The organism is Streptomyces sp. NBC_00984 (genome assembly GCF_045162475.1).
Classification (GTDB): domain Bacteria; phylum Actinomycetota; class Actinomycetes; order Streptomycetales; family Streptomycetaceae; genus Streptomyces.
The window spans coordinates 4881875-4904321 of sequence record NZ_CP108734.1; the positions used below are offsets into that span (position 1 = coordinate 4881875).

Genomic DNA, 22447 nt, shown 5'->3' on the forward strand with positions numbered 1-22447 from the left:
AATCTCGGTCGGGTGAGTAGCAGCGAGAAGGACGTCCGGCTGTCCGTCGGCGACGCAGAGTTGACCGTGAATCCCGCCAACGGCTGTCGCATCGACAGTCTGCGGATCGGTGGCACCGAGCTGCTGCGGCAGGGGGAGCGGTACGGCTGCTTCCCGATGGTGCCGTGGTGCGGGCGCACCGGGAACGGGCTGTTCCACAACGGCGATGTCCCGCACCGGTTGCCGCTCAACTCCCCGCCGCACGCCATCCACGGCACCGGCCGGGACACCGCCTGGCACACCGCCCGGCTGGGCGAGCGGGAGGCGTCGTTCTACTACGACCTCGTCGACCCCTGGCCGTATCCGGGCCGGGTGACCCAGACCTTCGAGCTGGCCGAGGATTCGCTCACGCTCGCCTTCGGCATCGAGACGTACGGGGACTCGTTCCCGGCGCAGGCCGGCTGGCACCCCTGGTTCCTGCGCAACCTCGGCGGGGGTGGCAAGGACGCGCAGCTGGCCTTCGACCCGGCCTGGCAGGAGGAGCGGGGCGAGGACCATCTCCCGACCGGCCGCCGCGTCCCGCCCCTGGGCGGCCCCTGGGACGACTGCTTCGGGATGCCGGACGGCGTCGAGGTGACGCTCACCTGGCCGGAGCAGCTGGAGCTGACCGTGAAGAGCCGGGACGAGTGGGTCGTGATCTACGACGAGCAGGACGAGGCGGTCTGTGTGGAGCCGCAGTCCGGCCCGCCGAACGGGCTGAACACCGCGCCCCGCTATGTCACCCCGATCGATCCGCTGGAGATCTCGACGACGTGGAGCTGGCGCCGGCTCTGACCCGGCCCCGACTCGGCTCCGGCCCGGCCCCGACTCGGCTCCGGCCCGGCTCAGGAGTCGGCGCGAGTTGATGTGAGACGCGCGCCTTAAGCTCGTAGCCATGACTGACGTACGTGCTGAGCTGCTCCAGCAGATCAAGGACAAGGCCGTGGTACACGGCAAGGTGACCCTCTCCTCGGGTCTTGAGGCCGACTGGTACATCGACCTGCGCCGCATCACGCTGGACGGCAAGGCCGCTCCGATGGTCGGTCAGGTCATGCTCGACGCGACCGCCGAGCTGGACTACGACTGCGTGGGCGGGCTGACGCTGGGCGCCGACCCGGTCGCCACCTCGATGCTGCACGCCTCCGCCGCGCGCGGGCAGGAGCTGGACGCGTTCGTCGTCCGCAAGGCGCAGAAGGCGCACGGGATGCAGCGCCGCATCGAGGGCACGGACGTGAAGGGCCGCCGCTGTCTGGTGGTCGAGGACACCTCGACCACCGGCGGTTCGCCGCTGACGGCCGTCGAGGCGGTGCGCGAGGCCGGTGGCGAGGTCGTGGCCGTGGCCGTGATCGTGGAGCGCGGTGCGGCTCCGGCCATCGCCGAGGCCGGTCTCCCGTATGTCCACGTCTACTCGGTGGCCGATCTCGACCTGGCCTGACGACCGGCCCGACCTGCGGTTTCTTCCGGGGGTGGGCCGTTTCACGTGAAACGGCCCACCCCTTCCGCAGGTCCGGGCTCCGTGCGCCGGAGCGCTGGGGCGGTGGGCCGGGTGGAGCCGGAGCGAGAGTCTGGAAAGATGGGGGCGACGATGACGTCGCCCCCAGGTCAGGGAACCAGCACGCACACCCGCACATCCCAAGGAGCGGTCAGATGCCCATCGCAACCCCCGAGGTCTACGCCGAGATGCTCGACCGGGCGAAGGCAGGCAAGTTCGCCTACCCGGCCATCAATGTGACGTCGACCCAGACCCTGCACGCTGCACTGCGCGGCTTCGCGGAGGCGGAGAGCGACGGCATCGTCCAGATCTCCACCGGTGGGGCGGAATTCCTGGGCGGCCAGTACAACAAGGACATGGTCACCGGCGCCGTCGCCCTGGCCGAGTTCGCGCACATCGTCGCCGCCAAGTACGACATCACGGTCGCGCTGCACACCGACCACTGCCCCAAGGACAAGCTGGACGGTTACGTACGTCCGCTGCTCGACATCTCCGCCGAGCGCGTCGCCCGGGGTGAGAACCCGCTGTTCCAGAGCCACATGTGGGACGGTTCGGCCGAGACGCTGGCCGACAACCTGGCCATCGGCCAGGAGCTGCTGGCCAAGGCCGCCGCCGCCAAGATCATTCTTGAGGTCGAGATCACCCCGACCGGCGGCGAGGAGGACGGCGTCACGCACGAGATCAACGACGAGCTGTACACCACCGTCGACGACGCGCTGCGCACCGCCGAGGCGCTCGGCCTGGGTGAGAAGGGCCGCTACCTGCTGGCCGCCTCCTTCGGCAACGTCCACGGTGTCTACAAGCCGGGCAACGTCGTGCTCCGTCCCGAGCTGCTGAAGGACCTCCAGGAGGGCGTCGGCGCCAAGTACGGCAAGAAGTCGCCGTTCGACTTCGTCTTCCACGGCGGCTCCGGCTCCACCGAGCAGGAGATCGCCACCGCGCTGGAGAACGGCGTCGTGAAGATGAACCTCGACACCGACACCCAGTACGCCTTCACCCGCCCGATCGTGGACCACATGTTCCGCAACTACGACGGTGTGCTGAAGGTCGACGGCGAGGTCGGCAACAAGAAGGTCTACGACCCGCGCAGCTGGGGCAAGTCCGCCGAGGCGGGCATGGCCAAGCGCGTCACGGAGGCCTGCGCCAACCTGCGCTCCACCGGTACCAAGCTGAAGTAGCAGCCGGTACGAAGTGTGGTCGTGGGCCCGGTATCCCGTGGGGTGCCGGGCCCATGGCATGTCCGAGAGACGTCTTCCGAGCGATATATGAGGGGTCGCTGTGAGTTCCACTGCGCGCTATGACTTCGACACCGTCGTCGACCGCCGGGGCACCTGGTGCGTCCAGTGGGACGGGGTGGCGGACCGGTTCGGGGTGGACGGGCTGCTGCCGTTCACCATCTCCGACATGGACTTCGAGACCGCCCCGCAGGTGCTGAGCGCACTGCGCTCCCGTCTCGACCACGGGGTGTTCGGCTACACGGACTGGCGGCAGGACGACTTCCGCTCGGCGATAGCCCACTGGTACGCGACCCGGCACGGCACGGAGGTGGACACCGGGCAGCTGGTGTACGGGCCCTCCGTGCTCAGCCAGCTCTCGCAACTGCTGCAGATGTGGACGTCGCAGGGCGAGGGCGTGGTTGTCCACACCCCCACCTACGACGGTTTCCGCAAGGCGATCACCGGGCTCGGGCGTGAGCTGCGGGGCGTGCCGGTGGGGGACCGGGCCGCGCTGGAACGCGAGCTCGCCCGCCCCGACAGCAAGGTCCTGGTCCTGTGCTCGCCGCACAATCCGACGGGCCGGGTGTGGACGGAGGCGGAGCTGGGCGAGATGGCGTCGCTCGCCGCGCGGTACGGGGTCGCGGTGATCAGCGACGAGATACACGCGGACTTCGTGCACGAGGGGCATGCGCATGTGCCGTGGACCCGGGTCGCGGGCGACGGGCGCTGGGCGCTGGTCACCTCCGCGTCGAAGGCGTTCAACTTCCCGGCGCTGACCGGTTCGTACGGGCTGATCAGTGATCCGGCCGACCGGGCGGAATTCCTGCGCCGGATGGAGACGGCGGAGGGGCTCGCCTCCCCGGCGGTGCTGTCGCTGACCGCGCACATCGCCGCGTACCGGGAGTCGGAGGCGTGGCTGGACGCGCTCCGGGGGTATGTCGCCGGGAATCTGGCGCTGGTCGCGCAGCGGCTGAACGAGGCGTTCCCGGAGCTGGGGTGGCAGCCGCCGCAGGCCGGATATCTGGCCTGGATCGATCTGCGGCCCGCGGGCGTCGACGGCGACGAGGCCTTGCAGCGGGTGCTGGTCGAGCAGGAGAAGGTCGCGGTGATGCCGGGCGGTGTGTACGGGGCGGAGGGCTTCGTGCGGCTGAACGTGGGGTGCCCGCGCTCCAAGGCGGAGGCCGGGGTGGATGCGCTGATCCGGGGCGTACGCGCCGTGACGGCGCGGGCGTCGTAGGGTCTGCCGCCATGGATGTGTTCGAAGCCGCGCGCGACGGCGACCTTGCCGCGGTGCGGGCCGCCCTGGACGCCGGATTCGATGTCGCCGCGGTCGATGAGCAGGGGTGGAGCCTCCTGCACCGGGCCGCGACGGGGGCGGAGGCGGACCCGGCCCGTGCGGCCGCCGTCCTCGCCGCGCTGCTGGACGCCGGGGCGCCCGTGGAGCATTCGGGCGGTGACGGGCGCACCGCCCTCTACCTCGCCGCCGAGTTCTCGCAGTCGCCCGAAGCCGTCGAGCTGCTGATCGCCCGCGGGGCGGACCCCGACATCACCGACGGCCATGGCAACCACGTCACCGTCAACGCCTGGGCCCCGGAGGTCGCCGCGCTCCTGGCCGCTGCCGCCGGAGTCGGGCCGCCGGCACCGGACGAGCCGGGGCCCGCGCCGGAGCGGAAGCTGTCGCGGGCGGAATGGCGCGCGGCGAAGAAGCGGATCGGTGAGGTGCTGGCCGGGCTGGACGCGGCGGGGTTCGTCGCCCTCGCCGACACCGGAACCACCCAGTCCGACGGCTTCGACGACTGCTCCGAGGCCGCCGGGGAACGGGGCCGCGGCCCGGACGGCCTCGTCGGGTTCTGCTACTACACGCGCCAGGACGCCGCACGCGCCCGGAAGACGGGACACCTCCTCCTGGCGTTCTGGGGCGCACCGGACGGCAGCACCCGGAAGATGGAACACGCCGGTGAACTCGTCGTCCGGGCGTTCCGCGGAGCCGGCTTCCCCGTGGACTGGAACGGTGCGGGCGACAGCCGCCCCTCCGTCGACCTGACGGGCTGACCCCGCCGGCCGGGCGCCCCCGCCCGATGGCCCTCCCGGCACGGAGCGGGGATGCTGCTCGTATGCCTGACGCAGCCGAGACGGGAGCCATCCGCGTCGCCTCCGCCACCGGACGCTGGGTCGTCCTCACCACCGTCCTCGGCTCCAGCATGGCCATGCTGGACTCCACCGTCATCAACGTCGCCCTGCCCCGTATCGGCAAGGACCTCGGCACCGACCTGGCCGCCCTCCAGTGGACCGTCAACGCCTACATGCTGACCCTCGCCGGGCTGATCCTCCTCGGCGGCGCCCTGGGCGACCGGTACGGGCGGCGGCGGGTCTTCGTCGTCGGCGTCGTCTGGTTCGCCGCCGCGTCCGTGCTGTGCGGCCTGGCGCCGAACGCCGCCGTCCTGATCGCCGCCCGTGCCCTCCAGGGCATCGGCGGGGCGCTCCTCACGCCCGGTTCGCTGGCCCTGATCCAGGCGAGCTTCCACCCCGACGACCGGGCCCGCGCGGTCGGACTGTGGTCGGGGCTCGGCGGGGTCGGGGCCGCGATCGGGCCGTTCGTCGGCGGATGGCTCGTCGACGGGCCGGGCTGGCGGTGGGTGTTCCTGCTCAACGTGCCGCTCGCCGTGGTCTGCGTGCCGGTGGCGCTGCGCCACGTACCGGAGTCGCGCGATCCGCACGCACACGGGCGCTTCGACGTGCTGGGCGCCGTGCTCGCGGCCCTCGCCCTCGCCCTGGTGACCTACGCGCTGATCGAGGCGCCGGGGCAGGGGGCGTCCGGCGTGGTGATCGGGGCGGCCGTCGGCGGGGTCCTGCTCGGGGCGGTCTTCGTACGGGTGGAGCGCACCCGGGCGGAACCGATGCTGCCGCCCTCCGTCTTCGCGTCCCGGCAGTTCACCGTCGTCAACATCATCACCCTCTGCGTGTACGCGGCGCTCGGCGGCTACTTCTTCCTCGCCGCGATCCAGCTCCAGGTGGTGGCCGGGTACTCGGCGCTCGGCGCGGGCACGGCGCTGCTGCCGACGACGGTCCTGATGCTGCTCTTCTCGGCCGCCTCGGGTGAACTGGGGCAGCGCATCGGGCCCCGTATCCCGCTCACCGCCGGCCCGCTGGTCGCCGCCGCGGGAATGCTGCTGATGCTGCGGGTCGGGCCCGGATCGAATTCCGTCTCCGGCTACCTCACCGATGTGCTTCCCGCGGTCGCCGTCCTCGGCGTCGGACTCGTCACCATGGTCGCCCCGCTCACCGCGACCGTCCTGGCCTCCGTGGACACCGCACGGGCCGGCCTCGCCAGCGGGATCAACAACGCGGCCGCCCGCGCCGCGGGGCTGATCGCGGTGGCCGCGCTGCCGCTGCTCGCCGGAATGGGCCCGGAGGCCTACCGGAACCCCGACGAGTTCGCGGTGACCTTCCGCCGGGCCATGCCGATGTGCGCCGGGCTGCTCGTGCTGGGGGCGGTGATCGCCTGGGCGACGGTACGCAGACCCCCGGTCGCGGCCGACGAGGAGGAGCAGGCGCGGCCCGAGTGCACGGTGCACTGCGGCATCGCCGCCCCACCCCTGGAGCCCGTGCACGAGAAGGAGGAGAACCCGGGCGCGAGCTGACCGCCCGAGCCGGCCGTCCGAGCTGACGGGCGCCGGCCCGGCGCCCGGGTACCCCCGGCACGCATGTGCCAGGCACACTTGAACCCATGTCGATCCACGAGAACCTGCTCGGGGGCCCTCCCCCGACCCACCTGCCCGACGACCCGGAGCCGCGCGAACTGCTCGCGAACGGCACGGCTCCCGCCGATGTCGCCGCGAAGTACCCGACCTCCTCCCTGGCCTGGGCACAGCTCGCCGACGAGGCGTTCGACGGCGGCCGCGTCATCGAGTCGTACGCCTACGCCCGCACCGGCTACCACCGCGGCCTCGACGCATTGCGCAGGGCCGGCTGGAAGGGCCACGGCCCCGTACCGTTCGAGCACGAGCCGAACCGCGGCTTCCTGCGCGCCCTGCACGCCCTGGCGCGGGCCGCCCGGTCGATCGGTGAGCAGGAGGAGTACGAGCGCTGCTCGACGTTCCTGCGCGAGTCCTCGCCGACCGCCGCCGAGACCCTCGGCTAGAGCTTTCCGCCGGACCCCGCGGACAGGTGGTACGTCCGCGGGGTCTGCGCACTCCTGGGGCGTCCGTCTAGGATGCCGACAGGGGACCGGAGCTCCATCACCTCACGGAAGGGGCGGACCGCTACCCGGAAGCTTGTGTCGAGGAGACAGCAATGTCGACGATCCACCCCGACCCCGAAGCCACCGGTGCGCAGACCCCGCACCTCGACTTCGCGGGAACGACTCCGTACGAGGACTATGTCCAGGCGGATGTCCTGACCCATCTCCAGCACCCTCGCTCCGACGATCCGGGCGAGATGGTCTTCCTGGTCACCACCCAGGTCATGGAGCTGTGGTTCACCGTCATCGTCCACGAGTGGGAGACCGCCGCGCACGCCCTGCGCGAGGACCGGCTGACCGTCGCACGCGACGCGCTCAAGCGCTCGGTGCGGGAGTTGGAGGCGCTCAACGCCTCCTGGACCCCGCTCGCCCAGCTCACCCCCGCCCAGTTCAACTCCTACCGCTCCGCCCTCGGCGAGGGATCCGGATTCCAGTCGGCGATGTACCGGCGGATGGAGTTCCTGCTCGGCGACAAGTCCGCGTCCATGCTCGTGCCGCACCGGGGCGCGCCCCGCGTCCACGCCGAGCTGGAGAAGGCGCTCGGCGAGCCGAGTCTCTACGACGAGACGCTCGCCCTGCTCGCCCGGCGCGGGTTCGCCGTGCCGCAGGCCGTGCTCGGCCGGGACCTGGCGCAGAAGTACGAGCCGTCCTCCGAGGTCGAGGCGGTCTGGGCGGAGATATACGCCGACCCCGAGCGCCACGACGAGCTGGTCCGGCTCGGCGAGGCGCTCACCGACGTCGGTGAACTGGTGTGGCGCTGGCGCAACGACCATCTCGTCGCCACCCGGCGCGCGATGGGTTCGAAGACCGGGACCGGCGGCTCCGCCGGGGTCGCCTGGTTGGAGAAGCGGGCCACGAAGAACGTCTTCCCCGAGCTGTGGACGGCGCGCAGCCATGTCTGAGTCCTTCGCCGCCATGTCCGGGACCCTCGCCGCGCGGGCCGCGGCACTCGACGCCGCCGATCAACTCGCCGATCTGCGGAAGCTGTTCACCCTCGACGACGGGGTGTACCTCGACGGCAACTCGCTCGGCGCGCTGCCGGCGCACGTACCCGCCCGGGTTCAGGAGGTCCTCACCCGCGAGTGGGGAGAGCTGCGCATCCGGTCCTGGGACGAGAGCGGCTGGTGGACCGCGCCGGAACGGATCGGTGACCGGATCGCCCCGCTCGTCGGGGCCGCCGCCGGGCAGATCGTCGTCGGCGACTCGACCAGCGTGAACGTCTTCAAGGCCGTCGTCGCGGCCACCCGGCTGGCGCCGGAGGGGCGCGACGAGATCCTCGTCGACGCGACGACCTTCCCCACGGACGGGTACATCGCCGAGTCCGCGGCCCGGATGACCGGTCACCGGCTCGTCCCGGTCGCCCCCGCCGAGGTGCCCGGCGCGCTGGGCCCCCGTACCGCGGCCGTTCTGCTCAACCATGTCGACTACCGCACCGGCAGGCTCCACGACCTGCCCGGACTCACCGCAGCCGTGCACGCGGCGGGCGCCGTCGCGATCTGGGACCTGTGCCACAGTGCGGGCGCCCTGCCCGTCGGCCTCGACGCGCACGGCGTGGACCTGGCGGTCGGCTGCACGTACAAGTACCTGAACGGCGGCCCCGGTTCGCCCGCCTACATCTACGTCGCCGAACGCCACCAGGCGGTCTTCGACTCACCGCTGCCGGGGTGGACGTCGCACGCCGACCCGTTCGGCATGACCCCCGCGTACGCACCGGCCGACGGCGCCGTACGGGGCCGGGTCGGCACCCCCGACATCCTCTCCATGCTGGCGCTCGAAGCCTCGCTCGTCGTGTGGGACGGGGTGTCGGTCGAGGCGGTACGGGCCAAGTCCCTGGCGCTGACGGACTTCTTCCTGGAGTGCGTCGCCGGGTACGTGCCCGAGGGCCGGGTCACCTCGGTGACCCCGGCCGCGCACGCGGAACGCGGCAGCCAGGTCGCGCTGCGCTGCGCGGACGCGGAGCCGGTGATGAGCGCGCTCATCGCGCGGGGCGTCGTCGGGGACCTGCGCCGGCCGGACGTGCTGCGGTTCGGATTCACGCCGCTGTACGTCGGTTTCGCGGACGTGGAACGGGCGGCGCGGGAGCTGGCCGAGGCGCTGGCGGGCTAGGGCGTGTTTGAGAAGTCCCGTCGGCAGGCCGGGAGTTCCGGGCGGGTCAGGGTGCTGTCGACGCCCTGACCCGCCGCGGGCGCGGGCAGGATGTGGTGCGACGGCGGCGGACGACGGGGGTACACCACATGATCTTCGGCATCGACCGCGACGAGGGCGGCCCCGTCCCCACCGTGCCGCCGCCCGGCTGGGTGCGGGCCTCGCGCACGGTCCTGTCCGGCGTGGTGCGACGGCCGGACGACCTCCGCGTACTGTGCGAACTGGGCTTCCCGCAGGGCCCGTTCCGGATGGCCCCGCCCCTCGCGGCCGAGGACTGCGCCGTGGAACGGTCCACGCTGGTGCACCTCGGCGACGGCACCGTGCATGCCTTCCCGGACGAGATCGCACTCTTTCCGGGGGATTTCCGCCCGGTGCACGCGGATCTCTCCTCGCTGCGGCACCTGCTCGGCCTGCTGCACCGGCGAAAGCTCCGGGTGGCGCGCGAGTGCACGGGCGGCGACCAGCGTGCGCCCTACGCCGAGCTCGCCGGGTTCGCCGACGGGGTGCGGGCCGAGTTCGACGGCGCCGATCCCGCGGTCTTCTCCGAGGACAGCCCCTGGACCTACTTCTTCGGTGATCTCGAGGGCGGTCTGTACGGGGCGTACTACTACCGGCTGGAGCGGGAGTGGGACCGGGCGGTCCGCCGCCGGGGGACGGGAGCCTTCCGTACTGGTACCGTCCCCGCAGGTCAGGCCAGTTGGGCACAGCTACAGGACGGTTGGAGCAGCATGTCGGATTCTGCCGCGCGTGATCGGGACGCAGCCGAGACCGAGTCGGCCCTCTCGCATCCACCGGTCGCGCCCGACGCATCCGCCGCCTACGGCAGCCACCCCGACCAGCTGATCGACTTCTACGCCCCGCGCGACGGGCGGACCGGGGCGCCGGTCGTGGTCGTCCTGCACGGCGGGGCGTGGCGGGCGCCGTACGACCGGCAGCATGTGTCGCCGTTCGCGGACTTCCTGGCCCGGCGCGGATTCGCCGTCGCCAGCGTCGAGTACCGGCGCGGCAGCGAGATCCCGCAGCAGCGGGGGGCCGGCCCGGTGGCGGGCCGTTGGCCGGAGACCTTCGACGATGTCGCCGCGGCGATGGACGCCCTGCCGGCGCTGCTGGCCCGGGAACTCCCTCAGGCCGATGCCCGGCGGATCGTCGTCACCGGGCACTCCGCGGGCGGGCAGTTGGCCCTGTGGGCCGCCGCCCGGCACGTACTGCCCGAGGGCTCGCCGTGGCGGCTGCCCGCGGCGCCGCAGCTGCGGGGCGTCGTCGCCCTCGCGCCGATCGCCGACTTCGCCACCGCCGTCGGGCTGGACGTGTGCTCCGGGGCGGTCGGTCAATTCCTCGGCCGCGAGGAGGACTTCGGGGAGCGGGCCCCGCACGCCGACCCGGCCGTGCTGCTGCCCACCGGCATCGCCACCACCGTGGTGCAGGGCACCACCGATGTCGATGTGCCGCAGGCGGTCGCGGAGGCGTTCGTCGACGCGGCGGCGAAGGCGGGCGAGACGGTGGGGCTGACCCTGCTGCCCGACGTCGGCCACTACCCGCTGATCGACCCGGCGGCGGACGCGTGCGCGGTGGTGGCGGAGGAGCTCGCACAGCTGGCCTGGTGAGGGCGGGGACGGCGGTGCGGAGGAGTCCGTAGTACTTGCGACGGACGGCACAGGATCCGTATCACTGCTGACGACCGGGGCCCGGCCCGCCCCCTACCGTGGAAGCGTGACCGAGACCAAGAGCAGAAGTCCGGAGTACCGGATGGCCGCGGGGGCGATAGGCGGCCTCCGGCAGGCCCTCTTCCACGATGCGTTCGCCTACCGCCCGATGCCGCGGCTGCGGATCGACGGGCCGGTGGTCCGCCGGCTGCCGAAGCGGGTGCGGGCGCGTGCCACCTGGGCGCCGCACGCGATGGTGGTGCTGGCCGCACTCATCGTCTTCCTGACGGGGGCCTCCCGGACGAGCTTTCCGCCCGCCGAGGTGATCGCGGCGCTCCCGGCCGTCTGCGTCGTGATGACGCTGGTCAGGCCGGTCGGGGCGTTCTGGATGTCGCTCGCGTCGACCCCGGTGACCGCGGTGCTCGGCGGCGACGGGTGGCCGTGGGGGCCGAGCACGTTCTTCGCACACCTGGTCGTGCTGGTCGTCGTCGCGGTCAGGACCGGGCCGCGCACCGCCGCCTGGATGTGGGGCCTGACCGTACTGCTCGGCACGTTCATGGAGAACGCCGTCTGGCGCTCCGGGACCACCACCGTGGGCATGGCGCTGACCTCCGCGTTCGCCCTGCTCATGGTCTCCATGGTGCAGATCCGCCGTGAGGCGGAGCGCGAGGTGACCGTGCAGCGCACCGTGACCGCCGTCGAACGCGACCGGCGCACGCTGCTGGAGGAGCGCACGACCATCGCCCGTGAGCTGCACGACGTGGTCGCGCACCACATGTCGGTCGTCGCGATCCAGGCCGAGGCCGCCCCGTACCGGGTGGAGAATCCGCCGCCCGAGCTGGAGCAGGCCTTCGTCACGATCCGGGAGAACGCCGTCGCCGCCCTCACTGAACTGCGCCGGGTCCTCGGTGTCGTACGGGCGGAGGGCTACCAGGCGCCGGACGCCCCGCAGCCCACCCTCGCCCAGCTCGACGGGCTCCTCGCCAATGTGCGCGAGGCGGGCCTGGAGACGGAGAAGACGATCACCGGTGCGGTGCGTGAGCTGCCACAGGGGGTCGAGCTGTCCGCGTACCGGATCATCCAGGAAGCCCTCAGCAACACGCTGCGGCACGCACCGGGCGCATCCGCCAAGGTGGAGATCGGCTATGTGCTGGGCGGGCTCGGTCTGCGGGTCGTCAACGGGCCGCCCACCGGTCCGGTGAAGCCCTCGCCGGGGGCCGGTCACGGGATCACGGGGATGCGGGAGCGGGTCGCGATGCTGAACGGCGACATGACGGCCGAGGCGACGGGCGAGGGCGGTTACGAGATCGCCGCGTTCATCCCCGTACAGGCCGATCCCGAGTCCCAGGAGCAGGACGGGACGCGCGGGGCCGGGCCGGTCGGGTTCGGGAAGACGGAGCGGGCGGAACAGGCGGACCGAGCATGAGCACCCCCACCACCCCGCCCATCCGGGTGCTGATCGTGGACGACCAGATGATGGTCCGCGAGGGCTTCTCGGTACTGCTCAACGCCATGCCGGGGATCGAGGTCGTCGGCGAGGCGGTCGACGGCCGGCAGGCCATCGCGCAGGTCGCGGCCCTGCGCCCCGATGTGGTCCTGATGGACATCCGGATGCCGGAACTCAACGGCATCGAGGCCACGCGCGAGATCGTCGCCGCCGACGCGGACGCCAAGGTGCTGGTGCTGACCACCTTCGACCTCGACGAGTACGTCTACCAGGCGCTGCGCGCCGGGGCGTCCGGCTTCCTCCTCAAGGACGCCTCCGCGCGCCAGCTCGCCGACGGGGTACGGGTGGTGGCCGCCGGTGAGGCGCTGCTCGCCCCGACCGTCACCAAGCGGCTGATCAACGAGTTCTCGAAGCTCGCGGAGTCCCCGCGCTCGCCCGCCCTCGCCCGGATCGGCGACCTCACCGAGCGCGAGACGGAGGTGCTCGTCCTCATCGCGCAGGGCCGGTCCAACGCCGAGATCGCCTCGCATCTGGTGGTCGCGGAGTCCACCATCAAGACGCATGTGAGCCGCATCCTGGTGAAGCTGGGACTGCGGGACCGCACCCAGGCGGCCGTCTTCGCGTACGAGGCCCGGCTGGTCACACCGTCCTGAGGTGCCGGGGGCGCGGGTTGCGCGCGGAAGCGTGCGGTTGCGCGTGGAAGCGTGCGGAGTGGGCGGAAGCGTGCGGGGTGGGTGGTCGGCGGCGGTGGGGTGCGGTTAGCGTCCGCCTATGCACCCGTCTCCCCGTTCCGCGGCCGATGCCCCCTTCGCCCCCTGGTCCCCGGCCTTCGTCGCCGACCCGTACCCCGCCTACGCCGCGCTGCGCGCCACCGGCCGGGTGCACCGCTTCGAGCCGACCGACCAGTGGCTCGTCCCGCACCACGCCGATGTGTCCGCGCTGCTGCGCGACCGTCGCCTGGGGCGCACGTATCTGCACCGCTTCACCCACGAGGAGTTCGGCCGCACGCCGCCGCCCGCCGAGCACGAGCCCTTCCACACCCTCAACGGGCAGGGGATCCTCGACCTGGAGGCCCCCGACCACACCCGGATCCGGCGCCTGGTCTCCAAGGCGTTCACCCCGCGTACGGTCGAGCAGCTCGTCCCGACCGTGCGGCGGCTGGCCGCCGAGCTGGTCGACTCCTTCGTCGAGGCGGGCGGCGGCGATCTGCTCACGGCGGTCGCCGAGCCGCTGCCGGTGGCCGTCATCGCCGAGATGCTCGGCATCCCGGAGTCCGACCGGGCCCCGCTGCGGCCCTGGTCCGCGGCGATCTGCGGAATGTACGAACTGAACCCGTCCGAGGAGACCGCCCGCGCCGCCGTCCGCGCCTCGCTCGACTTCTCCGCGTATCTGCGCGAGCTGATCGAGGAGCGGCGCAGGAACCCCGGTACGGATCTGATCTCCGCGCTCATCGCCGCCCACGACGAGGGGGAGCGGCTGAGCGAGCAGGAGATGATCTCCACCTGTGTGCTGCTGCTGAACGCCGGCCACGAGGCGACCGTCAACACCACCGTGAACGGCTGGTGGACCCTGCTGCGCCACCCCGAGCAACTGGCCGCCCTGCGCGCCGACCACGGGCTGCTGCCGACGGCGATCGAGGAGCTGATGCGGTACGACACCCCGTTGCAGATGTTCGAGCGCTGGGTCCTGGACGACATCGAGATCGACGGCACCGTCATTCCGCGCGGTTCGGAGGTGGCCCTGCTCTTCGGCTCCGCCAACCGCGACCCGGCCCGCTTCACCGCCCCGGACACCCTGGACCTGGCCCGGCGGGACAACCCGCACATCACCTTCGGGGCGGGCATCCACTTCTGCCTGGGCGCCCCGCTGGCCCGGGTAGAACTGGCCGCGTCCTTCGGCGAGCTGCTGCGCCGCGCCCCGGACCTGCGGCTTGCGGCCGAACCGGAGTGGAACCCGGGCTATGTGATCAGGGGCCTGAAGGAACTCCGCGTGGAGCTGTGACGAGGCCGCGGGCCGGGACTCCGATGCGCCGGGCGTCCGGCTGCCCGGCGCTCAGCATCCTGGCCCACAGGCCAGGGGCGGGCCCTCCAGTACGTCGAAGGCCACCCCGAAACCGGTGAGGGCGGCGAGCGCCGCCGCCGCCCCGAGCGCCCGCCGCCACTTCCGCCCCGCGAGGGCGACGAGGACGAGCCCGGCCGTGATGCCGCCGAGCGCCATGACCGGCAGCCCGAGCCAGAGCACGTTCCACTCCGTCGCGCCCTCGAAGCCGCCGAAGATGCCATGCCTGCCGTACGGCGCCCAGGCGAGCGCCCCGGCGGCCCCGCCCGCGGCGACGACCAGGCATCCTGCGATCCCGCGGACGGCTTCGCTTCGGTTCTCCACGAACGGGGTGACGCGGGGGCACCGCGGTGAGGTTGCATCTCGCGTCGAGCCTGCACCTGGCCGGGGAGTCCCTGCACCTGGCCGGGGCTCCCGGCCCCCCACGTCACTGTCAGGTCAGGACATCGCGTCTGCGCAATGCCGCCACCCCGGCCCCGACCAGCACCGCCGCGACGGCGGTGAGCGCGAGCACCGGGCCCCATTCCATTCCCGTGCCACCAGGCAGCTTCGGCAGATGCGTGAACGGTGACACGTCCATCACCGCCTGCGGCATGTCGACGGCGGGCCCGAGCCACCCCAGCGCCAGACAGATCCCGGTAATGCCCCAGGCCGCCACCGCCGCCTTCGGGAACGCCCCGTACAGCAGGACCGTCACCCCGCCCAGCAGCCAGATCGCCGGCAGCTGTGCCAGCGACGCACCCAGCACGGCCGGGAGTTCGTGGCCGTAGCCGGCGGCCAGGCCGAGGCCACCGGCCACCATGAGCAGGGCCGCGCCGCCGAACGCGATGACCAGATGGCCGGCCGCCCACCCGATCCGGCCCACTCCGCCCGCCAGCACCGGCTCGGCGCGTCCGGCGGTCTCCTCGCCGTGCAGCCGCAGCACCGACGCGACGATGTACAGCGCAGCGACCATCCCGAGCACGGAGACCATCGTGGCAAGGAACGCGTCGGTCAGACCGGACTGTCCGCCCATCCGCTCGAAGATCTCCCGGGTCTTCGCGTTGTCACCGACGAGATCGGCCGCCCCGCCGGTCAGTCCGCCGAAGGCGACACCGACCACGGCGAAGGAGAGCGTCCACCCGGTCAGCGCACCGCGCTGGAGCCGCAGCGCGAGACCGAACGCCGTGGAGATCCGCCCCTGCGCGGGCCCCGGTCTGGTCGCCAGGAAGCTCATGCCGACATCGCGCCGACCGGCCAGGCCGTACGCGAGGACGGCCTGGACCGCCACGGCTGCCGCGAAGACGAGCAGCACCCACCAGCGCTCGTCCGCGTACGCCCGTACGTTCTCCGCCCAGCCGAGGGGGGAAAGCCAGGTCAGCACGGAAGAGCCGTCGTCCGTCGCCGAGTCGCCCGCCGCCTTCAGGACGAACGCGGCACCGATCACCGCCGCCGTGAGCCCCTTGGCGAGCCGGGCGCTCTCGGTGAACTGCGCGGTGATCGCGGCCGTGCAGGCGAACAGCACACCCGTCCCGGCGACTGCCAGGGCGAGCGCCACCGCCCCGGCGCCGCCCGCGCCGGACCCCGCCAGGCCCGCCACGATCACCAGCGCCAGCGCCACGCTCGCGATCACCGCGGTGAGCAGCGCTGCGGTCAGCGGGGCGCGGCGTCCCACCATCGCGGAGGAGAGCATCTCCTGGCGGCCGGTCTCCTCTTCCTCCCGGGTGTGCCGGATGACGACGATCAGGCTCATCACGGCCGCCAGGACCGCTCCGAAGCCGGCCATCCGCCAGCTCACGAGCCCGCCGACCGAGTCGTCGAAGACCGGTCCGTACATCGCCCGGAGCGAGCTGTTGCCGTTCATCGACGCGGCGAGTTCGGCGCGCTGGGCGGCGGTGTCGTACAGCGAGGCGATGGAGCTGCCGACGGAGGAGAAGGAGCCGCCGAGGGCGAGCACCCAGATCGGCAGCATGATCCGGTCGCGCCGCAGTGCGAGCCGCAGCAGGGGCCACGTCCCGGCGAGCTGCCCGGTCGCGGCCCTGGTCCGGCGCCGGGTGCCGGCCGGGGCGGTCGTGGTCACGGCAGTCATCGCGCCGCCACCCCCGCGCCCTCGTCGCTGCCGGGCGCGTCCGTCGCGTTCCTCGCGTTCGTCGCGTTCGTCGCGTTCGTCGTGTCCGCCGCGTCCGTCGTGTAGTGGCGCAGGAACAGCTCCTCCAGCGTGGGCGGGGTACTGGTCAGCGTCCGTACGCCCGACGCGGTGAGCGACTTGAGCACGGCGTCCAGCTTGTCCGTGTCGACCTGGAGCGTGACCCGCAGGCCCTGGACGTCGAGGTCGTGGACGCCGGGCAGACGGTCGAGCCCGGCGGGCGCACCGGCCAGCTCGGCGCTGATGTTCGTACGCGTCAGGTGGCGCATGTCCGCCAGCGAACCCGTCTCCACCGTCCGCCCCTGGCGGATGATGCTGACCCGGTCGCAGAGCGTTTCGACCTCGCTGAGGATGTGGCTGGAGAGCAGGACCGTCCGCCCGCGCGCACGCTCCTCGGCGACGCAGTCCTGGAAGACCTCCTCCATCAGCGGGTCGAGTCCGCTGGTGGGTTCGTCCAGGATCAGCAGATCCACATCGGAGGCGAAGGCGGCGACGAGAGCGACCTTCTGGCGGTTGCCCTTGGAGTACGTACGCCCCTTCTTGGTCGGGTCGAGCTCGAACCGGTCGACGAGGCCCGCGCGCCGGGCCCGGTCGAGGCCGCCGCGCAGGCTCCCGTACAGGTCGATCACCTCGCCGCCGGAGAGGTTGCGCCACAGCGTGACGTCACCCGGGACGTACGCCACCTTCCGGTGGAGCTCCACCGCGTCGCGCCACGGGTCGCGGCCGAGCAGCTGGGCGGCGCCGGAGTCGGCCCGCAGCAGACCCAGCAGCACCCGGATGGTGGTGGACTTCCCGGAGCCGTTGGGCCCGAGGAAGCCATGGACCTCGCCGGCCTCGACGGTGAGGTCGAGGCCGTCCAGCGCGTGTGTCCGACCGAACGACTTGTGCAGTCCGGCCACCGTGATTGCCTTCGTCATGTTTTGAACGTACGCTACTTTCATAAATTTGTGAAGTTAAAGAAGCGTATAAAGTTGACGTCATGGCGGGGGCCGGGAAAGCAGGGGAGACGATCGGGCGATGACCAGCGAAACCGAACAGAGCATGCGCTCCGGGCGTGACGCGGAGGCCGTGTCGCGGTTCGTGGAGCGGTTCGCGTCCGACATGACCGAAGCGGGGATGCAGCGGATGGCGTCCCGGGTCTTCGCCGCACTCCTGGCGGACGACGACGGCTCCATGACCTCCGCCGAGCTCGCCGTGGCGCTGCAGATCAGCCCGGCGGCCGTGTCCGGTGCGGTCAGCTACCTCACGCAGGTCAGCATGGTCGGCCGCGAGCGCGAGCCGGGCTCGCGCCGCGACCGCTACCGCGTGCACGACGAGGTCTGGTACACCACCTTCGTCAGCCGCGACCGGGTGCTGACCCGCTGGGAGAGCACCCTCAAGGAAGGCGCCCGCACCCTGGGCGAGGACACCCCGGCCGGTGCCCGGCTCGTCGAGACGGCGGCGTTCTTCGAGTTCCTTCAGGACGAGCTGGGCGGGTTGATGGACCGCTGGCGCGAGCAACGCAAGACGCTCGACCTCCCGTCCGGCGATGGGCACGCGGACGCCTGACGGGCGCGCGGGGCCCGTCCGCGTGGTCCGGCGTCCGGTCCGGCCCCCGTGCCCGGACGCTACCCCTCCGCCACCGGCAGCATCAGTCCCCAGGCCCCCGCCCGCACCGTCCAGGTCCGCGTCCGGACCGGGCCGCCGACCTGTATGTCCGCCCGGTAGCGGAAGTCCGCGCCCGAGACCGTGACGGCCTTCGCCTCCGTCGTCTCCGGGTCGGCCGCCGGCGGGCGGATCACCACCTCCGCCAGGCCCCCGTCGCCGCCCTGCGAGGTCACGGTCACCGATTCGACCGGGCGGTCCAGATCGTTCAGCAGGACACCGTCGGCCTCGACCCGCAGCCGGTGCGTGGGCGGCGGGGCGGCGGGCGTCGCCGGGGTGGGGCGCACCAGCGTGCGGACCAGGTTGCGGCAGGTGTCCCAGACCGCGGTGACCCCCGTGTGCGTGGCCGCCGCGCCCGACAGCGTGCTCAGGGCCGGGATGTGCAGCGCGCCCAGGACCACGCCGTCGCTGTCGTCGACCAGCAGGTCGAGCCTGCGCACGGCACCGTCCAGCGCGGTGCGCGCCGCCGCCACCGCGCCCATGGGCACGCCGAGCGAATGGGCGAGTTCCAGCGCGGCCGCACTGCCGACCGGGATCAGCGAGAGAACGCTCCCGGCCGGCTCCCGCTCCCGGTGCAGCTGGGCCACCGCCCGCCGAAGCGCGCGGTCGTCGCCGACCACCACCGGCCGCCGACCGCCCCGGCGGGCCAGGGCACGGGCGAACTCCTCGGGCCCGTCGGGCAGGCAGATCTTGGCGTGCGAACCGGCGCTCAGCACGTCCTTCGCGATACGCACGGACTCGCCGTCGGTCCGGCGGGCGACCGGGTCGATGACCACCAGCAGCTGGTGCGCACCGTCGCCGGGGGGCTGGGCAGCCGACACCTCGGTCCTTCCTCGGGTAGCATCTTGGTGCAAGAGCCCCTTGCGCTATTGCGCCAGGGGCTTCGTCTATTCCGGGGCACCCGGTTCGACGGTTCAGGCCTTGTCGTACATCGTCGTACGGCATGTACGACGTTTACGTACGCCCCCTGACCTTGGACATGCCCCGCCCGGAAGGGGTGTACGCCTGTGCCCGCACTTGTGCTGCTCGGTGCTCAGTGGGGTGACGAGGGCAAGGGAAAGGCCACCGACCTCCTCGGTGGATCCGTGGACTATGTGGTGCGTTACCAAGGCGGCAACAACGCCGGCCATACGGTGGTCGTCGGTGACCAGAAGTACGCACTGCATCTCCTCCCCTCCGGAATCCTTTCGCCGGGGTGTACCCCGGTCATCGGAAACGGTGTCGTCGTCGACCCGGCCGTCCTGCTCTCCGAGCTGAGTGGGCTGAACGACCGCGGCGTGGACACGTCCAAGCTGCTGATCAGCGGCAATGCCCATTTGATCACCCCGTACAACGTCACGGTCGACAAGGTGACGGAACGGTTCCTCGGGAAGCGCAAGATCGGCACGACCGGTCGAGGCATCGGCCCGACGTACGCCGACAAGATCAACCGCGTGGGCATCCGCGTCCAGGACCTCTACGACGAGTCGATCCTGGAGCAGAAGGTCGAGGCGGCCCTGGAGCAGAAGAACCAGCTCCTCGCCAAGGTCTTCAACCGGCGCGCGATCGAGTCCGGCAAGATCGTCGAGGAGATGCTCCAGTACGCGGAGCAGATCAAGCCGTACGTCGCCGACACGACGCTGATCCTGAACGACGCCATCGACGCGGGCAAGGTCGTCCTCTTCGAGGGCGGTCAGGGCACGCTGCTCGACGTCGACCACGGCACGTACCCCTTCGTCACCTCGTCGAACCCGACCGCGGGCGGCGCCTGCACCGGTGCCGGCGTGGGCCCGACGAAGATCAGCCGGGTCATCGGCATCCTCAAGGCGTACACCACTCGCGTCGGCGCGGGCCCGTTCCCCACGGAGCTGCTCGACGAGGACGGCGAGGCGCTGCGCCGGATCGGTGGCGAGCGCGGTGTCACCACCGGCCGTGACCGTCGCTGCGGCTGGTTCGACGCGGTCATCGCGCGGTACGCGACCCGGGTCAACGGTCTCACCGACTTCTTCCTCACCAAGCTGGACGTGCTGACCGGCTGGGAGCAGATCCCGGTGTGCGTGGCGTACGAGATCGACGGCAAGCGCGTCGAGGAACTCCCGTACAGCCAGACCGACTTCCACCACGCGAAGCCGGTCTACGAGATGCTGCCGGGCTGGTCCGAGGACATCACGAAGGCCAAGACCTTCGGTGACCTGCCGAAGAACGCGCAGGCGTACGTGAAGGCGCTGGAGGAGATGTCCGGCGCCCCGATCTCCGCGATCGGTGTCGGCCCCGGCCGCACCGAGACCATCGAGATCAATTCCTTCCTGTAGGGAATCCTGCGGGGAGCATCGCGGCGGCGGCCGACCGGTTACGGGTCGATCGCCGCCGCACACCCGCGTACGCGGGCCGGATGGTGTGACTAGTCTGTCCGCCATGAAGGAGCCAGAATGCTGCTGAGATTCCGGGTGGCGAACGTCCGGTCCCTCCGCGACGAGCAGGAACTGTCGTTCGTCGCGTCCGAGGGCAGCGAGAGGGAACAGGCCGCGGCGCGTGAACTTGTCCTCTCGGACGACAGCCGGCTTCCCGTCCACACCGTCGTCGGTATCTTCGGAGCCAATGCCTCCGGTAAATCCAATGTGATCGCCGCGCTCAAGAACATGCGTCATGCGGTCCTGCGCTCCTATGCCGACTGGACGTCCTATGACGGCATTCCCCGTGATGAGTTCGCGCTGGATCTCAAGGCCGCGTCGGAGACGTCCCTGTGCGAGGCAGACTTTGTCCTCGGTGACGGCGTCCGCTGGACGTACGGATTCGAGCTGGGCGCGCGGCGGGTCGAGGCGGAATGGCTCTACGCGTACCCCAAGGGCCGCCGCCAGGTCTGGTTCGACCGGGACGCCGATCGCGACAAGGTCTTCGACTTTCCCGGCGACCGGCTCCACGACCGCACGCGCCTGGCCCGTACGACCAGGCAGGACGCCCTCCTCCTGACACGCGCCGCGAACGACGGCCACGAGCAGCTCACCCCGGTCTTCGACTGGTTCAAGAACAACCTCTGGGACGTGACTCCCGAGACCGAGCGCACCCAGCGCGAGAACTACACGGCCATGAAACTGCTGCGGAGCGAAGACTTCCGGCGGCGGGCCGAAGAACTGCTGCGGGTCGCCGATCTCGGCATCGTGGGCGTGGAGGTCGAGCAGTCGTCGTCGGGACGCCCACTGGTACATCTGATCCATGCGGGCGGCGGGGAGCGCACGGCGATGGACTGGTCCTCGGAGTCCTGGGGCACCCGTTCCTGGTTCGCGTTGATCGGCCCGCTCCTGCTCGCCCTCGACACGGGCGCGGTGCTGCTGATCGACGAACTGGACGCCAGCCTGCACTCGCGCTTCGCGGCAGAGGTCGTACGCCTCTTCCAGGCACCGTGGGTGAACCCCAAGGGCGCGCAGCTGGTCTTCACCGGTCACGATCCCTCCCTCCTGCGGACACCGGGCGGCGGCCGGCTCCTGGAGCCGGGGCAGCTGTGGCTCACCGAGAAGGACGAGCGCGGCGCGACGGAGCTGTCGTCGGTCGCGGACTGGGAGCCCACGGACGAGGAGGACCTGATGGCCTCGTACCTCGCGGGGTCCTTCGGCGCTGTTCCGAAGGTCTCCGAAGGGCAGATCGGGCGACGGCTGATGCGGACGGACGACTTGGCGCGGATGGAGGCGGAAGAGGTCTGATGGCGAGGCCAAGGGGAGGGGACAGCGTTTCCCGCAAGAAGGGCGGGGCGAAGGGCCGTACGAACCGTGCCCGCCAGGTGTACATCTTCACCGAGGGCGAGGTCACCGAGCCCGAGTACATCGACATCATCGCGAAGAAGGGCACCCTCGCCAAGCCGGGCGAGAGCGTCGAGCACCACTTCGAGAACGAGAACGCCGTAGGCAAGCACCGCAAGCCGTACGCCATGGTCAAGGATGCCGTCCGCACCCTGCGCAAGGTCGAGCGCGAAGCCAAGGACGCCGGGCTGAAGGAAGGGGACTGGAACTATCCCCAGGTGTGGGTGCTCTTCGACCGCGACGACCACCTGAACATCCCCGAGGCCAAGAGGCTCGCGGACAAGGAAGGTGTGAGGGTTGCCTACTCGCACCCCTGCTTCGAGCTCTGGCGGCTTCTCCACTACACGAACTACACCAGCAGTTTCGGCGGGGTCTGCACGGACGCCAACAGCCGGCTGCGCTCCCGCCCTGGCTTCGCGGCCACGTACGGGCGCCAGATCCGCACCGTCTCCGAGCAGCAGTCGAAGCACATGCGTGAGGAGCAGGTGCTGAGCAAGGACGGGCAGCGCTACAAGGACGCCAAGAAATACGCGAAGGCGATCAACAATCGCGTCGAAGCGGTCAATCCCGAGAGGTGGGATCCGTACACCGATGTCTCGAATTTCGTCGAGGAGGGACTTCTCCTCAGCGGCTATTAGGCTGCGT

General features: G+C 71.6%; 21 protein-coding genes. 17 read left to right on the top strand and 4 right to left on the bottom strand.

The features are described from left to right. The first annotated feature begins 12 nt into the window (after nucleotides 1–12). From OG520_RS21740 to OG520_RS21800, 13 genes are all read left to right on the top strand, one after another. Nucleotides 13–813, top strand: coding sequence for an aldose 1-epimerase (locus OG520_RS21740; RefSeq protein WP_406014269.1), 801 nt, complete (start codon nucleotides 13–15; stop codon nucleotides 811–813). A gap of 100 nt (nucleotides 814–913) precedes the next feature. Beyond that, a complete protein-coding gene (gene pyrE / locus OG520_RS21745) occupies nucleotides 914–1453 on the top strand; it encodes an orotate phosphoribosyltransferase (RefSeq protein ID WP_136326594.1) in 540 nt (179 codons plus the stop codon). A gap of 212 nt (nucleotides 1454–1665) precedes the next feature. Beyond that, entirely contained in the window at nucleotides 1666–2688 is a 1023-nt protein-coding gene (fbaA, locus tag OG520_RS21750) for a class II fructose-bisphosphate aldolase (protein ID WP_266417350.1), read from the top strand. A gap of 100 nt (nucleotides 2689–2788) precedes the next feature. Further along, on the top strand, nucleotides 2789–3964 hold the full coding sequence (locus tag OG520_RS21755; RefSeq protein ID WP_406014270.1) for a MalY/PatB family protein: 1176 nt from the start codon (nucleotides 2789–2791) through the stop codon (nucleotides 3962–3964). A gap of 11 nt (nucleotides 3965–3975) precedes the next feature. Continuing rightward, nucleotides 3976–4779: an ankyrin repeat domain-containing protein gene (locus OG520_RS21760; RefSeq protein ID WP_406014271.1), complete on the top strand. Its 804-nt coding sequence runs from the start codon at nucleotides 3976–3978 to the stop codon at nucleotides 4777–4779. Between the two features lie 62 nt (nucleotides 4780–4841). After that, nucleotides 4842–6368 (top strand): MFS transporter, encoded by a 1527-nt coding sequence (locus OG520_RS21765; protein WP_406014272.1) that lies wholly within the window; start codon nucleotides 4842–4844, stop codon nucleotides 6366–6368. A gap of 86 nt (nucleotides 6369–6454) precedes the next feature. Then, entirely contained in the window at nucleotides 6455–6868 is a 414-nt protein-coding gene (locus tag OG520_RS21770; RefSeq protein WP_266417359.1) for a DUF3151 domain-containing protein, read from the top strand. Between the two features lie 152 nt (nucleotides 6869–7020). Further along, entirely contained in the window at nucleotides 7021–7869 is an 849-nt protein-coding gene (locus OG520_RS21775) for a tryptophan 2,3-dioxygenase family protein (RefSeq protein WP_389976976.1), read from the top strand. After that, a complete protein-coding gene (kynU, locus tag OG520_RS21780; RefSeq protein ID WP_406014273.1) occupies nucleotides 7862–9073 on the top strand; it encodes a kynureninase in 1212 nt (403 codons plus the stop codon). The genes OG520_RS21775 and kynU overlap by 8 nt, the downstream gene beginning before the upstream one ends. Nucleotides 9074–9840: 767 nt before the next feature. Beyond that, nucleotides 9841–10716, top strand: a complete 876-nt coding sequence (locus OG520_RS21785; RefSeq protein ID WP_399329314.1) for an alpha/beta hydrolase — start codon at nucleotides 9841–9843, stop codon at nucleotides 10714–10716. A gap of 142 nt (nucleotides 10717–10858) precedes the next feature. After that, entirely contained in the window at nucleotides 10859–12181 is a 1323-nt protein-coding gene (locus tag OG520_RS21790; RefSeq protein ID WP_406016537.1) for a sensor histidine kinase, read from the top strand. Further along, on the top strand, nucleotides 12178–12855 hold the full coding sequence (locus OG520_RS21795) for a response regulator transcription factor (RefSeq protein WP_266417374.1): 678 nt from the start codon (nucleotides 12178–12180) through the stop codon (nucleotides 12853–12855). Before OG520_RS21790 ends, OG520_RS21795 begins: the two co-directional genes overlap by 4 nt. Before the next feature lie 118 nt (nucleotides 12856–12973). Continuing rightward, entirely contained in the window at nucleotides 12974–14203 is a 1230-nt protein-coding gene (locus OG520_RS21800) for a cytochrome P450 (protein WP_406014274.1), read from the top strand. A 51-nt stretch (nucleotides 14204–14254) separates the two neighbouring features. Here the strand turns inward: OG520_RS21800 and OG520_RS21805 are convergent, their stop codons facing one another. The 3 genes from OG520_RS21805 to OG520_RS21815 form a co-directional block, all read right to left on the bottom strand. Further along, nucleotides 14255–14584, bottom strand: coding sequence for a hypothetical protein (locus OG520_RS21805; RefSeq protein ID WP_399329316.1), 330 nt, complete (start codon nucleotides 14582–14584; stop codon nucleotides 14255–14257). Nucleotides 14585–14693: 109 nt separating this feature from the next. Next, complete coding sequence (locus tag OG520_RS21810) at nucleotides 14694–16328, bottom strand: ABC transporter permease (RefSeq protein ID WP_406014275.1); 1635 nt, start codon at nucleotides 16326–16328, stop codon at nucleotides 14694–14696. Further along, nucleotides 16325–17302 carry an ATP-binding cassette domain-containing protein gene (locus OG520_RS21815; protein WP_406014276.1) on the bottom strand — a complete coding sequence of 326 codons (978 nt, stop codon included), beginning with the start codon at nucleotides 17300–17302 and terminating at the stop codon, nucleotides 16325–16327. Before OG520_RS21815 ends, OG520_RS21810 begins: the two co-directional genes overlap by 4 nt. Before the next feature lie 100 nt (nucleotides 17303–17402). Between OG520_RS21815 and OG520_RS21820 the strand changes: the two genes are divergently transcribed. After that, nucleotides 17403–17933, top strand: a complete 531-nt coding sequence (locus OG520_RS21820; RefSeq protein WP_406014277.1) for a GbsR/MarR family transcriptional regulator — start codon at nucleotides 17403–17405, stop codon at nucleotides 17931–17933. Between the two features lie 59 nt (nucleotides 17934–17992). Here OG520_RS21820 and OG520_RS21825 read toward each other — a convergent pair whose 3' ends face one another. Next, on the bottom strand, nucleotides 17993–18850 hold the full coding sequence (locus OG520_RS21825) for a diacylglycerol kinase (RefSeq protein ID WP_399329320.1): 858 nt from the start codon (nucleotides 18848–18850) through the stop codon (nucleotides 17993–17995). A 186-nt stretch (nucleotides 18851–19036) separates the two neighbouring features. Here OG520_RS21825 and OG520_RS21830 point away from each other — a divergent pair, with 186 nt between their 5' ends. The 3 genes from OG520_RS21830 (at nucleotide 19037) to OG520_RS21840 (ending at nucleotide 22440) form a co-directional block, all read left to right on the top strand. Beyond that, complete coding sequence (locus OG520_RS21830) at nucleotides 19037–20320, top strand: adenylosuccinate synthase (RefSeq protein WP_266417391.1); 1284 nt, start codon at nucleotides 19037–19039, stop codon at nucleotides 20318–20320. Between the two features lie 117 nt (nucleotides 20321–20437). Next, a complete protein-coding gene (locus OG520_RS21835) occupies nucleotides 20438–21706 on the top strand; it encodes an ATP/GTP-binding protein (protein WP_406014278.1) in 1269 nt (422 codons plus the stop codon). Next, nucleotides 21706–22440, top strand: coding sequence for an RloB family protein (locus OG520_RS21840; protein ID WP_406014279.1), 735 nt, complete (start codon nucleotides 21706–21708; stop codon nucleotides 22438–22440). The genes OG520_RS21835 and OG520_RS21840 overlap by 1 nt, the downstream gene beginning before the upstream one ends. The last annotated feature ends 7 nt before the right edge of the window (nucleotides 22441–22447 follow it).

Excerpts from the sequence above, each read along its gene's own strand:
- OG520_RS21790 (WP_406016537.1), top strand. The coding sequence starts at position 10,859 with ATGGCCGCGGGGGCGATAGGCGGCCTCCGGCAGGCCCTCTTCCACGAT.
- OG520_RS21815 (WP_406014276.1), bottom strand. The coding sequence starts at position 17,302 with ATGACGAAGGCAATCACGGTGGCCGGACTGCACAAGTCGTTCGGTCGG.
- OG520_RS21820 (WP_406014277.1), top strand. The coding sequence starts at position 17,403 with ATGACCAGCGAAACCGAACAGAGCATGCGCTCCGGGCGTGACGCGGAG.
- OG520_RS21800 (WP_406014274.1), top strand. The coding sequence starts at position 12,974 with ATGCACCCGTCTCCCCGTTCCGCGGCCGATGCCCCCTTCGCCCCCTGG.
- OG520_RS21765 (WP_406014272.1), top strand. The coding sequence starts at position 4,842 with ATGCCTGACGCAGCCGAGACGGGAGCCATCCGCGTCGCCTCCGCCACC.
- OG520_RS21770 (WP_266417359.1), top strand. The coding sequence starts at position 6,455 with ATGTCGATCCACGAGAACCTGCTCGGGGGCCCTCCCCCGACCCACCTG.
- OG520_RS21840 (WP_406014279.1), top strand. The coding sequence starts at position 21,706 with ATGGCGAGGCCAAGGGGAGGGGACAGCGTTTCCCGCAAGAAGGGCGGG.
- kynU (WP_406014273.1), top strand. The coding sequence starts at position 7,862 with ATGTCTGAGTCCTTCGCCGCCATGTCCGGGACCCTCGCCGCGCGGGCC.
- pyrE (WP_136326594.1), top strand. The coding sequence starts at position 914 with ATGACTGACGTACGTGCTGAGCTGCTCCAGCAGATCAAGGACAAGGCC.
- OG520_RS21760 (WP_406014271.1), top strand. The coding sequence starts at position 3,976 with ATGGATGTGTTCGAAGCCGCGCGCGACGGCGACCTTGCCGCGGTGCGG.
- OG520_RS21835 (WP_406014278.1), top strand. The coding sequence starts at position 20,438 with ATGCTGCTGAGATTCCGGGTGGCGAACGTCCGGTCCCTCCGCGACGAG.
- OG520_RS21775 (WP_389976976.1), top strand. The coding sequence starts at position 7,021 with ATGTCGACGATCCACCCCGACCCCGAAGCCACCGGTGCGCAGACCCCG.
- OG520_RS21785 (WP_399329314.1), top strand. The coding sequence starts at position 9,841 with ATGTCGGATTCTGCCGCGCGTGATCGGGACGCAGCCGAGACCGAGTCG.
- OG520_RS21810 (WP_406014275.1), bottom strand. The coding sequence starts at position 16,328 with ATGACTGCCGTGACCACGACCGCCCCGGCCGGCACCCGGCGCCGGACC.
- OG520_RS21795 (WP_266417374.1), top strand. The coding sequence starts at position 12,178 with ATGAGCACCCCCACCACCCCGCCCATCCGGGTGCTGATCGTGGACGAC.
- fbaA (WP_266417350.1), top strand. The coding sequence starts at position 1,666 with ATGCCCATCGCAACCCCCGAGGTCTACGCCGAGATGCTCGACCGGGCG.